Genomic DNA, 14618 nt, shown 5'->3' with positions numbered 1-14618 from the left:
TAAACTGAGAATTAAGCAAGGGGGCGACAAAATGTCAGATCCATTTATTCAAAACGAACAGTATAATCTCATCAAAGAACAAGTGACGCTCGTCAAAGAGAGTCGAACGCAAAGTCTGCCGCCTTCTGTCTTGCGAGCAGTCATCGACTTGGCACAATCGAAAGTGATCTATGCATTTCCTGAAGCGACGACTGAACAACTGAAGCTGTTACAGTTCGCGGCGCTACAGACGAACGAAGCGTTCGACGAATACATGCAACAATTACGAGAATGGGTTCAACCGTTTCCCGTTATTTCTGCCGAGCAGCTGAAGGAATTGTTCCCGAAACAAAAGAAGCTTCGCTTACCGGAGTTATCCGATGTTGATTTTGGACGACTCACTTATCTGAGTTGGAACGATGGACGTTCCAATCAAAAGTTGATGATTTGCCAATACGAAGGTCAATTGATTGGCATCGCATGTAAACCGAGCACGAATACGAAGAAAAACATATGTGCCTTTTGTAATCAGTTCACGGATGTGACGTACTGCGTTACGATCACCAAAGCGAAACAAGCGAAAAATCCGGACTATTACAAAGCCATCGGCACATATATATGTGTCGACAGTAAGACGTGCAACGAACACATCACGAGCCAAGAGGCGTTGCATACTTTTGTTCATACAGCGTTACAGGCCTGACGAGAGAGTCAGGCTTTTTATGTTAAACCAACAAAACAAATCAAGCGGCATGGTTTTCAATTTTATTCACGAGCAGTCTGTTCATTCTTTAAAATGCTTCTAGTGATTTGATTGTATGTCTGAGTACATCCACGTCTTCATTTTCCCAGCCCAATCGATTTACTGCATTAATAAACTGTCGTGTTGCTTTAATAAGAGTAACCTTCAGTTCTTTAATTAAAACGATACCGATTTCCGTCTTCATTTGACCATCTTTAATAAATGATAATTCGAGTTCAGACAAAGATATCTTTTTGGCGGATATAGAAAGGGGACCATCCATAAATGGAAACGAATGAACGGATGTCACTGGAGCGAACAAAAGTGCTCGACAGCTGTCACTCCACCATTTTAAAAGGACAGCAACGAAATCAGACCATCCTACTCCCGGGAAATAATCGTATGTATCAATGACAAAGTTGATTTCGCCAATAATTTGACCAGAGTATGTTAACGAATCAAGATTAATCTCGATGGAAATTTGATGACACATCATTGCTCACCTCATCCGTTTTTGAAAGATTACTACTAAGACCATCTTACTCGAGCTATACGAAGTACGAAACGATGAGTTGAATTGACAGAAGTTGTCGTATGATAGACAGACAACCATGATTCGATTAACGAGGGGGAAGCGGATGAAACACGCAGTGATTTTTGACATGGACGGAACATTGTTTCGGACAGATTTGATTTTGGAACGGGCGCTAGATGAAACGTTTGATCATTTACGAAGTGAAGAAAAATGGAAAGGTCCGACACCGATTGATCAATATCGGAACATCATGGGGGTACCGTTGCCAGTTGTTTGGAACACATTGCTCCCACAATACGATGAGCAAACTAGAGAAGAGGTCGATACCTATTTCTTAACACGACTCATCAAAAACATTGAAAACGGGAATGGAGCATTATATGCAGGGGTACTCGAACTGTTTGAACAATTGTATCAAATGGGGCATTCCATCTTCGTCGCAAGCAATGGTTTGGTGGACTATTTACAAGCCATCGTCACGCACTATGAATTAGATCGTTGGATCACAGAAACTTATAGCATTCAACAAATCGACACGTTGGATAAGGGCGATTTGGTGGCTGAAATCGTGAAGAAGTATGAACTGCAGGAGGGCTTCGTGGTAGGTGACCGATTATCGGATATCTCGGCTGCACGAGCGAACGGACTCATTTCAATCGGCTGTCGTTTTGACTTCGCACAAGAAGTAGAGTTACAAGAAGCGAATTACGTTGTGAATCACTTGGCAGAAGTTCTCGATATCGTTTCAAAGGAGACGGCTTCGCTATAAGTGAATCGATTTCTGGATTGGACTCGTAAGTAAAGGACTACAACAAATCGGAGGGATCATCATGCACACGCTCTACATGAAACAAAAAGTGTTAAGCTTACGCGGACGTTTCACCATCAAGGATGCGGACGGACATGACAAATATTTCATCGAAGGTAGCTTTATGAAGTTTCCAAAATCATTCGAAATCAAAGATACGAACGATCAGACGGTCACGACAATCACGAAAAAGACGTTCAGTTTTTTACCGAAATTTTTTGTGGAAGTGGACGGCACAGATATGATGACCATCTCGAAAGAGTTCTCGTTTTTCAAACCGAAATATTCAATCGATGCAGCCGGGATCGATGTCCAAGGAGATTGGTGGGACATGGATTTTGATGTGACGAAGAACGGACATTCGATCGGAAGTGTACAAAAGAAATGGTTCTCATGGGGCGATAGTTACGAGATTCGTGTCGAAGAACCGGAGATGGAGCACCTTCTTATCTCTATCGTCGTAGCAATCGATTGCGCGAAAGCAGATCAAGCAGCGGCATCTAGCGCAGCAACATAAAGGGGAGTATCTAATGGAATTTTGGGACGTCTATACGGTCGACCGAGAAAAGACCGGTCGCACGTGGCAACGCGGAAGTCGATTGCCGAAAGGGGAATACCATCTTGTCATCCACGTATGTATCTTTAACGAGAAGGGTGAGATGTTGATTCAACAGCGCCAACCGTTCAAGGATGGTTGGGCAAACATGTGGGATATCACAGTCGGTGGAAGTGCCACGGTAGGAGATACAAGCCAGCAAGCCGCGATGCGGGAACTCGAAGAGGAGATTGGGCTCAAGCTTGATCTATCTCAGACACGACCGCACCTGACAGTCAATTTTGACGAAGGGTTTGACGATATTTATTTGGTCGAAATAGAAGTGGATTTGAACGAGCTGACGCTTCAAGAATCTGAAGTGCAGGCCGTGAAGTGGGCGGATGAGGCGACGATTCTACAGATGATTCAACAGCATGAATTCATACCGTATCATACGCCGATGATACCGTTACTGTTTGCCATGCGAGGACAATGGGGAGGGATAAATCATCATGCATACGTACAAGTGGATAAATGAACCAAAAAGCGTGAACGGATTTGAACCGCTCACTTTCCGCACTTTGCCAGATACGGACTTTTGGCGAAACACACATTACGGATTCAATCGGATGACGGCACATGCGTTATTGACAGACGTCAAAGCCAAACGATTTACATGTCGGGCGACAATCCAGATGGAACCGAGCCATACATATGATCAGGCCGGAATCGTCTTATATGTGAACGATGACCATTGGATCAAGACGTCTGTCGAGTACATTCCGGATGGACCGTCCCATCTTGGCGCAGTCGTCACCTCGTTTGGCTATTCAGATTGGTCGACACGTGATTTTTCAAATGACATGGTTCGCAATCCGTTGACGTTTGAAATCGTGTATACAGATGGAGATGTGGAGATTTTCTTTGAATATGGTGACGGTATGCGTGAACAGCTTCGCATTGCCCATCTCCATGACGTATCGACATTACGCATCGGTCCATATGCCTGTAGTCCGGATGTGAATGCGACAGGTTTTGACGTAACATTTTCGAATTGGGAACTACGGGAAGCATCGACGTGAGTCGGTGCTTTTTTATGTGTCAGTTTGATTTCACTTCCGAAAAGTGGTTGAAGTTTTAGCAAAGAAAAATCTATAATGGATTTATCGAAAGCGCTTTCGGAAATCGCTTTCAAAAGTACGGGCTGACATATGATAATCATTTATCCTAAAGGAGGACGCACGATGAAGAAATGGGTTGCACTCGCACTCGGGACAGGCCTTGCCCTATCCTTGCCACAAGAGGTGCCGGCTGAAAAGAGTTCAAAAGCCGATGACGCTAAGTGGAAACTTGTCTGGTCAGATGAGTTTAGCAAGTCTGAAATCGATCACTCGAAATGGAATTTTGAAACGGGGAACTGGATTGTCGACAAAGACGGAAATCCAGTCGCTGCCGGTTGGGGAAACAATGAGAAGCAATTTTACACGGACAAAAACGAAAACGCTTTCGTGAAAGACGGGAAGCTCGTCATCCGTGCAAAGAAAGAACAAGCATCGGATCAATTCGGTACCTATGATTACACATCGGCGAAGTTGACGACGAAGGGGACGTTCAGTAAGACATATGGTCGTTATGAAATGCGAGCCAAACTTCCAACCGGTAAAGGACTGTGGCCGGCGTTTTGGATGCTGCCAGAAGAAGACCGCTACGGTGGTTGGGCCGCATCAGGTGAAATCGACATCATGGAATCGTGGGGCAGTCAGCCAGATAAAGTCGCTGGCACGATTCACTACGGAGAAACGTGGCCGAACAACAAATATACGGGGAAAGATTATCACTTCGCAGAAGGTGACGGCATCGACAAGTGGCATACATATGCAATCGAGTGGGAACCAGGTGAGATTCGTTGGTATGTAGACGGTCAGCTCTATCAAACACAAAACGACTGGTATGCGAAAGAAGCGAACAAAGCATCGAAATATAGCTACCCTGCACCATTCGACCAAGATTTTTACTTGATTATGAACTTGGCGGTCGGTGGATGGTTCGATGGGGATGTTGACGAGACGACACCGTTCCCGGCAGAGATGGAAGTCGATTACGTCCGCGTCTTTGACTTGAAGAACGGGAAGTATCGCGATGCTGTCGAGCCGACGTACTCGGATGAGGAAGTCGTGTTACCGGAAGGTGCGAAACAACCTTTAGAAGACGGGAACCTCGTCTATGACGAAGACTACACTGAACCGATTACGACGGTAACGAACGGTGCGCAGGCGCTCAACCCGACGTATTGGAACTACGTGGCGCTTCCTGACTTTGGTGGCGTCGGTTCCATCGATGTGATCGACTTGGCAGGGTCACGTTTTGCTGACATTTCGATTGATCAAGCAGGAAGCCAACCATACTCGCATCAATTGATTCAAAACGTATCGCTCGGACAAGGTGGCCACTATAAAGTGACGTTTGACGCTAAGGCGGATGCCGCGCGTTCGATTGCCGTTAAAGTCGGTGGGGGTCCGGACCGAGGCTATGCAAAATATTCTGATGAAGGGTCATTCGATTTGACGACAGACGTTCAAACGTACTCGATGACATTCGATATGACAGAAGAAACGGATCTTGCGGCACGTCTCGAGTTCAACGTCGGACTCAGCACGTCGGGTGTCCAAATTGGGAACGTCCGTGTCGAGCAGACGCCTCGTGAGACATTCGATCCGAATGCAACGAAACCGATGCTTGGCGACGGAAATCACGTATATAACGGCACGTTCGACCAAGGTGCGATGGATCGTATGACGTATTGGACGTTCGACCCAGGTGTCACGAAAGGGACAGGAACAGTCGACCCAGTAGAGCGTCTCTTCCGTTTTGAAACGAACAAGAAAAAAGGAGCACCCGCCACATTGGTGCAACAAGGCATTCAGCTACAAGAGGGACATGAATATGTTCTTCGCTTCAAAGCACGTGCAGAGCGTGTAGACGGTCTGCTAGTAGGATTGAACGGAGCGAATGAGGATGCCTACCTTCCGCTAGAGCGTATCGCGCTATCTGAAGCATTCGATACGTATGAAATTCCGTTCACGATGGAAGCCGGAACGGACCTCATGAGTCAACTCCAGTTCATTCTCGGTTCTGAAAAAGGTGCGATTGAAATCGATGACGTCGAGTTGCGCGATGTCACACCGGTTTATATCGACCCGTCTCCACTTAAAAACGGTGCATTCACAGAAGGTCTCACCAACTGGGGCTCTTATGTACACTTTGACGCACAGGCTGCTGTCGAAGCGGTGAACGAGGCGGCACATATCTCGATTACGCAAGAAGGGAACGAAGCGTGGAGTGTCCTCATGGAACAAGGGGGTCTTGAGTTACAACAAGATCAAACCTACGTCGTCCAATTCGATGCATCCTCTACTGTCGCTCGTTCATTCGAAGTGACGTTAGAGAATGTCGGGTACTATCGCTATTTGAGCGAAGTCGTAGCGGTCACACCAGAAACGAACACGTACACGTTTGAAGTGACGATGCCGGTGACAGATGTCACAGGATTGAAGTTCTTGATGGGACGCACAGAAGGGTCGCCACTCGGGGCTCATGACATCACAATTGACAATGTGAGTGTGACGTTGAAATAAGATGATACGTAAAACAGGAATTTCTCACGATGAGAAATTCCTGTTTTTTAGCGTTTCCGACTAATCAATCGCGCTGTCCGTAAAATCGAGGGTAGTAACTTCCGGCGTTGACGAAACGCGAGATAGCGTCCTTCCCACGACGGTTTGAACTTCTGTTTGAACTGTCGTAAGCCACTGAACGGATAGATGTAACTGATGTTTTCAAAAATGTCGGCGGCGACGCGCTCCGGCCAATGGGAGAACGTCTGCTCTCCGACCGCGGCAAGTGGTGCCACGCCGAGTCCGACATGGTCATAGCCTTCTGCGCGAGCCCATTCGATGATGTGAAGGATCAATACTTCAATCGATCCGGTCGGCGCATCATTTTTCGAACGCATCAAATCGATGGAGATGGCCCCGTCTCCCCGGAGTAGCGAAATGAAAGCCACGACGACACCGTCCGCATCTCGCAACAAGGCAATCGGATAACGTGTCAACGTTTCATAGTCGAAGAATCCGAGAGAGAAGCCTTTCTCATTTCGATTCCCAATCCATTCGTCTGAGATGTCTTTTAACTCTTGTAACAGCAAGAGGCTTGGTTCACAGACGATGTCGAACGTGATTCCTTTCTTCTCAAACTGATTGTAGAGAGAGCGCATATTTGCACGCTTCTTCCCGGATAAGGAGAAGGTCGAGACGTCAATCGTCGCCTCTTCCCCTAGTTTGAAGAACGTGAATCCAGCATCATGGAGGCGGGGCATCCAATTCGGTGTGATTTGATAAAATAAAGGGATATACCCGATCCGATCTGCATCTTCAATGAATCGTGTCAAAAGAGAAGTCGCAGCCTGTTTCTCTCCTTGGATATCACCAAGGACGATGGCATGGTTCCGAGTCGTCGCAAACAACAGACACGCATCTCCTGCCTCGTTCATGTAAAAACGCTTATCTGCCATATGGGCCAAATCAAAACTGCTCGATGTGTGCTGTGTTGCTTGGAACTGTCGGATGCGATGTTCATCATAGGCCTCTCCAAGCGCCGGACGTTTCCAACGATCGAACAAGAGCAGGAGTACACTTGCTATGATTGAAGTTAACAATAAGACGAACGTCGTCAACCAACCGGCTTGATGCGATGTGAAGAATAAGTTGTCTGTACCTGCGAATGACTGCAATAAGAGGGCGTGGGTGCCGACATAGAGCAGGACGTAAATCAAGCTTCGGATGAGACGTCCTGTCGTTAAAATCGACCGGTATCGGACGTGTCGTTTACGTGTCAACCAGACGAACATCGCAAACCCGATGACGACGAAGGTCTCAAACAGGTTTAACCCACGAGCGATGACACCGATGGTCGCCAAGATGAAGGCAGTGTTGAGTAACCAGAGCGTTCGTTTTGTCCGAACATACATGCCATAGACGGATAAGAACATGAGAAGTCCGGCACTCAATAAGAAAAGGGTCCCAATCCATTCAAACCAGCGATTCACTTCATAGAGTGGCGTCACGCTCGGGAGAAGCGTCTGGAACCAAATCAACAGACTGCTCATGAGTGCGATGAGACTTCCAGTCAGGCGTCCAATCCTCGCAAGCGTCCGCGAAACGATGCGCCAGACGACGGTCCCAATCTCATAAGAAGACCCGATGATTGGCCGATACTCGATTTGTTTGACGACCTGATCTCCGAATGCGATGGCTGCGAGAAAAAGTCCAATTAAAAAGGGAACGACAAAATAAACGAATCGATAGATGATTAGTGAAGACAAAACGATGTCTTGATGAATCCCAAGTTGAGTCATCCCAACGAGATACAGTAAGTCAAACGTTCCAGCACCCCCAGGGACGAGGGAGACGACACCGACGACCGTCGCGACGATGAATACCCCGAAGAGTTGCACGAACGAAGCCGAACCGTCTAGTAACGTCAAAGCATAAATGGCGACGATTCCAGCGGTGACCCATTCTGCGAGTGAAGTCATCGTATACCCGAGCAGAGTAGACCATCCGACGTTTGATCGGCGTGATGTGACGAATAAATAAAACGGGAGCATCGCACTCACGGCGAGTAACACCGGCCAAATCCATGGTTTCGTACCGACGAGCCCACCAGCTGGAAAGATTCCGAGGAGCACACCGATGGAAAGAATGGACAGACCACTGATGAGTGTCGGGGTCATCCAACCGATGGCACGGAGCAAGCGTTTCGTATCTGTATAGGGACGGTAGAGGGAGGTACGAAGGGCAATCCCAATCACGCCGCCGAAGCCGAGCATCCCGTTCATCGAGTTCGTGATCCATGCCGTTTGAACGATTTTTCGTTTCGGTAGCTCGATATGTAAAGAGCGTAGCAGGAAATAGTCATAGCCCGTCATCGTCAAGACTGCGAATCCACCGAGCAGGATGAGTGTGAACTGTTCCCAACCGGTCAGTTGTTTCAATGTCGTGAAGGCGGTCGCGAGCGAGAGGTCTTTCAACTCTTGTCCGCTCTGAATCAAAATCAAACCGATTAACGCTATAGGAATGAGCCATTTTAATTGTTTCCATGAAAAACGAGTACGCATTGCAATCTTCTCCTTATCTGCCATAGGACTGACAGCAACTTCTGTCTAAATCGTACTATAGGATACGATTGAAATCTGTAAAACGTTTCAAAAAGAGGGGATTGTAAGCGCAAGAAAGAGGACGAAATGTTGATTTTAGATTTGCTACAGTGAGAGGAGAAAGGGGTGTGGAGATGCTGACGTTTGACGAAAAGTGGGCGAAAGTGCTCGCCTGCGATGCAACTTACGATGGATTATTCTATACAGCCGTGAAAACGACAGGAATTTATTGCCGACCTTCGTGCCGATCCCGCAAACCGAAGAAAGAGAACGTTGATTTTTATTTAACGAGAGAAGAAGCGGAGATGAACGGTTTCCGACCGTGCAAGCGATGTCAGCCCGAAGTCGAGCATGCCCCACACCGTGCGCTCGTTCAACAAGTGACGACATATCTCCTGAACCATTACAAACAACCCATTCGCCTCGAACAGATTGCCGAACATGCCCAACTGAGCCCCTTTCATTTGGAGCGGACATTCACTCAAGCGACAGGAGAGACACCGAGGCAGCTACTAGAACGGATTCGGATCGACAAGGCGGCATATTTATTACGAACGACCGATATGAGTAATCTGACGGTCTGCTATGAGGTCGGGTTTCAAACACCATCGAACTTTTACCGCGTGTTCCGGCAAGTAAAAGGCTGTACACCGAACACATTTCGAAAAGGAGAGGACATATGACGGAGATGCTACTTGCTGTACAGCAGCCGTTTGATTTTCAAGAGTGTCTCGTCTTCTTGAGTCGGTCAGAACAAGAAGTGCTCCATGTGACAACGCCTGACACGGTTCGAAAGCTGATGCGAATCGGGGAAAGGCTCATCCTGATCGAGCTTCAAGAAGCGGAGCATCACATTCGTGTACGGTTCCCAGTCGATGAAGTATCAGAGACAGAAAAGGAACGTGTCGCACGTGAGGTACGAGACTGGTTAGACCTTGAGCGCGATTTGAAGCCGTTTGAAACGATGGGGGCGAAAGATGAATTGCTGGCTCCTTTGATTGAAGCACATCGCGGATTACGGATGATTGGCTTCCCAGATTTGTTCGAAGCACTCGTTTGGGCCATCATCGGACAAAAAATCACCTTGTCGTTTGCTTATACGATTAAACGGCGCTTCGTTGAACGCTATGGAGACCAACGAGTCGTCGAAGAAAGAACGTACTGGATGTTCCCGCGGGCGGAGCGAATCGCCTTGCTCGAACCGGAAGAGTTACGTGAGCTTCAGTTCAGTCGCAGGAAAGCTGAGTATGTCATTGATATTGCACGGGAAATAACAAATGGAGACCTGTCGAAAACGGCTTTACAATCACTCTCTTCAGCTAATATCCGTGAACGGTTACTGGCAATCCGGGGTGTCGGAGAATGGACGGCAGACTATGTGTTGATGAAGTGTTTTCAGGACGCATCAGCCTTTCCGATTGCGGATGTCGGATTACATCAAGCGATTCAGCATCAGTTAGGGACATCGAAGAAGCCCACGATTGAAGAGGTGAAACGTTACGGTGAATCGTGGCAAGGTTGGGAAGGATACGCGACATTTTATCTGTGGAGGTCATTATATGGAAACGTATAGATTAGACGTGGAGACACCGATTGGCATCCTGGAAATCATCGGGACGGAGCAGGTCGTTCAATCGATCTTATTCGTCGAACGTGAAGGGACGCAATCACCTGAATCAGATATTCCAAATGTATTGCGACAGTGCCGGGAGGAACTAGACTCCTATTTTCGCGGTGAGCGTATGACGTTTACGTTTCCGACTGAGCAAATCGGGACAACGTTTCAGCATGACGTGTGGGATGCGTTACAAACCATCCCGTATGCGGAGACGGCTTCTTACCGTGAACTCGCCGAACGTGTGAAGCGACCTGCTGCTGTCCGCGCAGTCGGAGCGACGAACGGACGCAACAAGCTGAGCATCGTCGTGCCTTGTCATCGCGTCATCGGATCAAATGGGAAATTGACGGGCTATGCCGGTGGACTTTGGCGAAAAGAATGGCTCTTGCAACATGAAAAACAAGTTGCACATCAACCCCAGTAAAAAAACATTTAACCCTCCAAATCTGCTACACTAGAAGAGGTCCTATCGTGACGTCGGAATCGACGAAGTTATAGGATGATTCCCGTCACTCATGGAGAAAGTTTTGGAGGAATACATGATTAAATTACTAGCAGATTCGACGTGTGACTTATCAGATGCAGTGCTTGAACAGTACAACATCGGGGTCGCACCGTTGATCATTACGATGAACAATATGTCTTACCAGGACCGGGTGGATATCCAGCCGGATGATTTTTACGGAATGTTGGAAGCGCTCCCGGAATTTCCGACGACGGCGATGCCGAGCCCGGCGACGTTCTTGAAATTGATGGAAGATGCGGTCGCTTCGGGTCACGAAGAGATTTTATGCATCTGTATGTCGAGCGGCACGAGCGGCTCGTATCAGTCAGCTGTAATCGGAAAAGAGTACTTTGAAGAAGCGCATCCTGACTCACCTGTCAAAATCCATGTCGTCGACTCTCGTTCGATGAGTCACGGTAGCGGCTGGCTGTTGCTGAAGAGCGCACAGATGCGTGAAGCCGGTTCGACGTTCGAAGAGCTCGTTGATTTCAATGAGACGTACAAAACGAAAGTGAAGCACTTCTTATCCGTAGATGACCTCGACCACTTGATCAAGAGCGGACGGATTTCAAACGCGAGTGCCATCATCGGGAAACTACTCATGGTAAAGCCCATCATGAGTATGAAGAACGGGAAAGGCGCCATTGTTGCCAAAGAGCGAGGCACCCGTAAAGTGCTGAAGCATTATACGGACGAGTTCGTGAAACGCGTCAATCCGGACATCACCAATTTCGTAATCATCGGGTACACATCCGATCAACGAATCGCGGAGAACTTAAAAGCGAAGCTCGAAAGCGAAACCGATTTCGCCGGTGAGATTTACCTCATGCAGATGGGGGTCTCGGTCGGAACGCATGTCGGACTCGGTGCCATCTCGATGTTTTTTGTAGAGAAGTAAGAAAAGCCGTCTCATCGCGAGACGGCTTATTTGTTTGGCCAAATATGCTCGATGACCGGTGTGCTGTCATGATAATCGAGACGATAGACATCTGGGTTACGCATCTTATGCCATGTCTCAAAGTCATATTGCGGGTCAAGATGTTGCAATAAGAGTGCGAGCAGATTGCCGTGTGTCACTAAGAGTGTTGAGGCATGCGGAGCTTTGGCGTGCTCGACGACTTGTAGGATGCGCTGCGTCGCCTCCTCAGCCGATTCGGCACCAGGCAACTTGAACGTCGGGTCGCTGAACGACTGACGTAATGGGGTCAGCCAGTCTTCGAGCGGTTCGTGAGATAGGATGCGTTCTCTCAGTAACGGTTCACGTTCAATCGAGAGGTGATGAGCATCGGCGAGTGGCGTGACCGAAGCGATTGCACGGGTATAATCGCTTGAGATGATCCGGTCGATTGTGAGTTCAGAAAAGAAATCGCGAAGCCATAAAGACTGGGCGTAACCGTCTTCTGTGAGCGGTGCGTCAGGTTCTTGGCCCGCGGCTGAGCAGTGGCGAATCAAATAGAGTGTGGGCATATGGATTCTCCTCTTCAAAATGTATGGTTACCAGCAGGATAAGCGTGTCCTCGAGTCATTATGACTTGTGATGTATGTGACGTCTTCAAATCCATGCCAAGAAGCATTTTCGTAAAGGGAATTGAGCATCTCTTGGTCTTTACAGTAGATTGTGACGTCTTGACTGTCCGTCACCAATAGAGCGAATTCACACGTACTATGTAAAAAGTCTTCATACGTTGCGATTTCCGAGGACATATTCGGTTGGAACGCCTTGATATCAACGAAAATCAAATAGTGTTCATGATACGTGAGCAGTTCAGCGAATTGATGACCATCGATTACGGTCGATTCCGGAAACAACAGGCGATCCAGTTGCCCTTCGTTCACAATGTACGATTCCTCATCAACCACGTTCCATTGGTATGAATCAAGAGGGATTGGACTTAAGATTGCTTTTAGAAATTGCCCATATTGATTGGGAATTGTAAAACGTAAACCACGCCTCAAAAGAACACCTCCTTCATTTGATGGGATCATCCCATTTTCATAAAAAGTTTCAGCACAAAAAATCATACATAACCCTTATCATTCATCACAAAAGAGTTATAATCGGTATAACGATTATAAAATATACGATTGAGGAATGGGGATTCTTCAATCGTATGACAAAAAATTCAGGGGATAAGGATGGGGTTTTCATGAGCAGTACGCAAACGAGAACAGACGTCATTTTGATTGGGGCAGGGATTATGAGCGCAACGCTCGGTTCACTCTTTAAAGAGCTCGTACCGGAGTGGAACATCAAAGTGTTCGAAAAGCTCGATGCAGCAGGGGAAGAAAGTTCAAACGAATGGAATAACGCAGGTACGGGACATGCCGCACTTTGCGAATTAAACTATACAACAGAGAACGCAGACGGGACGATTGACATCTCCAAAGCGGTCAACGTCAACGAGCAGTTCCAAATCTCGCGCCAGTTTTGGGCGCACCTCGTCAAGCAAGGACTGATTGAAAATCCAGGAGCCTTTATTCGTTCAATCCCACATATGAGCATGGTCCAAGGGGAGAAGAACGTCGATTTCTTGAAACGCCGTTTGGAAGCGCTCACAACGAATCCGTTGTTTGAAGGGATGGTCTTATCGGACGATCCGAGTCAATTACAGGAATGGATCCCGCTCATCATGGACGGACGGACATCGGATGAACCGATTGCCGCGACGAAAATCGACTCAGGAACAGACGTGAATTTTGGCGCATTGACACGTATGTTGTTTGACCATCTCACATCGAACGGGGTCGAGCTCAACTACGGTCATAGCGTCGAGGACGTGAAGCGCCTCGAGAACGGTCATTGGGAAGTGAAAGTGAAAGACATGTCTCGGAATACGATTGAGACGCATACGGCACCGTTTCTCTTTATCGGAGGCGGTGGTGGCAGTTTGCCGCTCTTACAAAAGACAGGGATTCCGGAATCGAAACAAATCGGTGGATTCCCGGTCAGCGGCCTCTTCCTCGTTTGCAAAAATCGTGAGGTCATCGAGCAACATCATGCGAAGGTCTACGGAAAGGCGAAAGTCGGGGCACCACCGATGTCGGTCCCTCACCTCGACACCCGCTTTATCGATGGACGCAAAGAGTTGCTGTTTGGACCGTTCGCCGGCTTCACACCGAAATTCTTAAAAACAGGATCGAACTTGGATTTGATTCGTTCGGTCAAGCCGAACAACGTCATCACGATGCTTGCCGCAGGGGCGAAAGAGATGCCACTTACGAAATACTTGATCGAGCAGGTACTCTTATCTCACGACAAACGGATGGATGAACTCCGTGAATTCATCCCGAATGCCAAGAATGAAGATTGGGAGATCGTCGTGGCAGGGCAACGTGTGCAGGTCATCAAAGATACACCGCAAGGAAAAGGAACGCTTCAATTCGGAACGGAAGTCGTCAGTGCCGAAGATGGGTCGGTCGCGGCGCTTCTCGGTGCTTCTCCAGGCGCATCGACGGCCGTGCACGTCATGTTGAAAGTGCTCGAGCAGTGCTTCCCGCAACACTTACCGGAGTGGGAAGCGAAAATCAAAGAAATGGTACCGTCGTATGGATTGAACCTGTCGGAACACCCGGATTTATTCAAGACGATTCACGAATCGACGGCGGTCACGCTCGGTTTAGAGGAAAAGGACATGGTCCACAATTAATTGATTCAAGACGAGCATACAATCGTATGCTCGTC

Annotated in this window: 15 protein-coding genes; 11 read left to right on the top strand and 4 right to left on the bottom strand. The window is 47.8% G+C overall.

The genetic code is table 11. From position 1 onward, the window contains the following. Positions 1-31: 31 nt before the first annotated feature. Entirely contained in the window at positions 32-682 is a 651-nt protein-coding gene (locus KNO79_RS12110; RefSeq protein WP_214691407.1) for a FusB/FusC family EF-G-binding protein, read from the top strand. Between the two features lie 88 nt (positions 683-770). On the opposite strand, the gene KNO79_RS12105 is transcribed toward KNO79_RS12110, so the two are convergent. Continuing rightward, the gene (locus tag KNO79_RS12105) at positions 771-1217 is read right to left on the bottom strand and encodes a hypothetical protein (RefSeq protein ID WP_214691406.1); all 447 of its coding nucleotides are present in this window, start codon (positions 1215-1217) and stop codon (positions 771-773) included. Between the two features lie 142 nt (positions 1218-1359). Between KNO79_RS12105 and KNO79_RS12100 the strand changes: the two genes are divergently transcribed. From KNO79_RS12100 to KNO79_RS12080, 5 genes are all read left to right on the top strand, one after another. Continuing rightward, complete coding sequence (locus KNO79_RS12100; RefSeq protein ID WP_074035195.1) at positions 1360-2025, top strand: HAD hydrolase-like protein; 666 nt, start codon at positions 1360-1362, stop codon at positions 2023-2025. Positions 2026-2086: 61 nt separating this feature from the next. Beyond that, on the top strand, positions 2087-2581 hold the full coding sequence (locus KNO79_RS12095; protein ID WP_074035194.1) for an LURP-one-related/scramblase family protein: 495 nt from the start codon (positions 2087-2089) through the stop codon (positions 2579-2581). A 13-nt stretch (positions 2582-2594) separates the two neighbouring features. Beyond that, positions 2595-3137 (top strand): NUDIX hydrolase, encoded by a 543-nt coding sequence (locus tag KNO79_RS12090; RefSeq protein WP_214691405.1) that lies wholly within the window; start codon positions 2595-2597, stop codon positions 3135-3137. Next, the gene (locus tag KNO79_RS12085; protein WP_214691404.1) at positions 3112-3681 is read left to right on the top strand and encodes a DUF1349 domain-containing protein; all 570 of its coding nucleotides are present in this window, start codon (positions 3112-3114) and stop codon (positions 3679-3681) included. Before KNO79_RS12090 ends, KNO79_RS12085 begins: the two co-directional genes overlap by 26 nt. A gap of 162 nt (positions 3682-3843) precedes the next feature. Further along, a complete protein-coding gene (locus tag KNO79_RS12080) occupies positions 3844-6234 on the top strand; it encodes a carbohydrate binding domain-containing protein (protein ID WP_214691403.1) in 2391 nt (796 codons plus the stop codon). A 47-nt stretch (positions 6235-6281) separates the two neighbouring features. Here KNO79_RS12080 and mprF read toward each other — a convergent pair whose 3' ends face one another. Further along, a complete protein-coding gene (gene mprF / locus KNO79_RS12075; RefSeq protein ID WP_214691402.1) occupies positions 6282-8774 on the bottom strand; it encodes a bifunctional lysylphosphatidylglycerol flippase/synthetase MprF in 2493 nt (830 codons plus the stop codon). A 173-nt stretch (positions 8775-8947) separates the two neighbouring features. On the opposite strand from mprF, the gene KNO79_RS12070 reads away from it, so the two are divergent. The 4 genes from KNO79_RS12070 to KNO79_RS12055 all read left to right on the top strand — a co-directional run bounded on the left by KNO79_RS12070 (position 8948) and on the right by KNO79_RS12055 (position 11834). Further along, complete coding sequence (locus tag KNO79_RS12070) at positions 8948-9496, top strand: bifunctional transcriptional activator/DNA repair enzyme AdaA (protein ID WP_214691401.1); 549 nt, start codon at positions 8948-8950, stop codon at positions 9494-9496. Beyond that, positions 9493-10386, top strand: coding sequence for a DNA-3-methyladenine glycosylase family protein (locus KNO79_RS12065; RefSeq protein ID WP_214691400.1), 894 nt, complete (start codon positions 9493-9495; stop codon positions 10384-10386). Before KNO79_RS12070 ends, KNO79_RS12065 begins: the two co-directional genes overlap by 4 nt. Continuing rightward, positions 10373-10855 carry a methylated-DNA--[protein]-cysteine S-methyltransferase gene (locus KNO79_RS12060; RefSeq protein ID WP_214691399.1) on the top strand — a complete coding sequence of 161 codons (483 nt, stop codon included), beginning with the start codon at positions 10373-10375 and terminating at the stop codon, positions 10853-10855. The genes KNO79_RS12065 and KNO79_RS12060 overlap by 14 nt, the downstream gene beginning before the upstream one ends. A gap of 115 nt (positions 10856-10970) precedes the next feature. Continuing rightward, positions 10971-11834: a DegV family protein gene (locus KNO79_RS12055; RefSeq protein WP_159563225.1), complete on the top strand. Its 864-nt coding sequence runs from the start codon at positions 10971-10973 to the stop codon at positions 11832-11834. A 26-nt stretch (positions 11835-11860) separates the two neighbouring features. Here KNO79_RS12055 and KNO79_RS12050 read toward each other — a convergent pair whose 3' ends face one another. After that, on the bottom strand, positions 11861-12403 hold the full coding sequence (locus KNO79_RS12050; protein ID WP_214691398.1) for a histidine phosphatase family protein: 543 nt from the start codon (positions 12401-12403) through the stop codon (positions 11861-11863). A gap of 27 nt (positions 12404-12430) precedes the next feature. Then, entirely contained in the window at positions 12431-12892 is a 462-nt protein-coding gene (locus KNO79_RS12045) for a DUF2691 family protein (RefSeq protein ID WP_047795748.1), read from the bottom strand. A 191-nt stretch (positions 12893-13083) separates the two neighbouring features. On the opposite strand from KNO79_RS12045, the gene KNO79_RS12040 reads away from it, so the two are divergent. Then, positions 13084-14583: a malate:quinone oxidoreductase gene (locus KNO79_RS12040; protein ID WP_214691397.1), complete on the top strand. Its 1500-nt coding sequence runs from the start codon at positions 13084-13086 to the stop codon at positions 14581-14583. Positions 14584-14618: the final 35 nt, after the last annotated feature.

The sequence above is a fragment of the Exiguobacterium sp. s43 genome (assembly GCF_018617255.1).
In the GTDB taxonomy this organism is placed as follows: Bacteria; Bacillota; Bacilli; order Exiguobacteriales; family Exiguobacteriaceae; genus Exiguobacterium; species Exiguobacterium profundum.
Note: the sequence above shows the minus strand (reverse complement) of the source record. Positions and strands in the feature narration are given on the sequence as shown.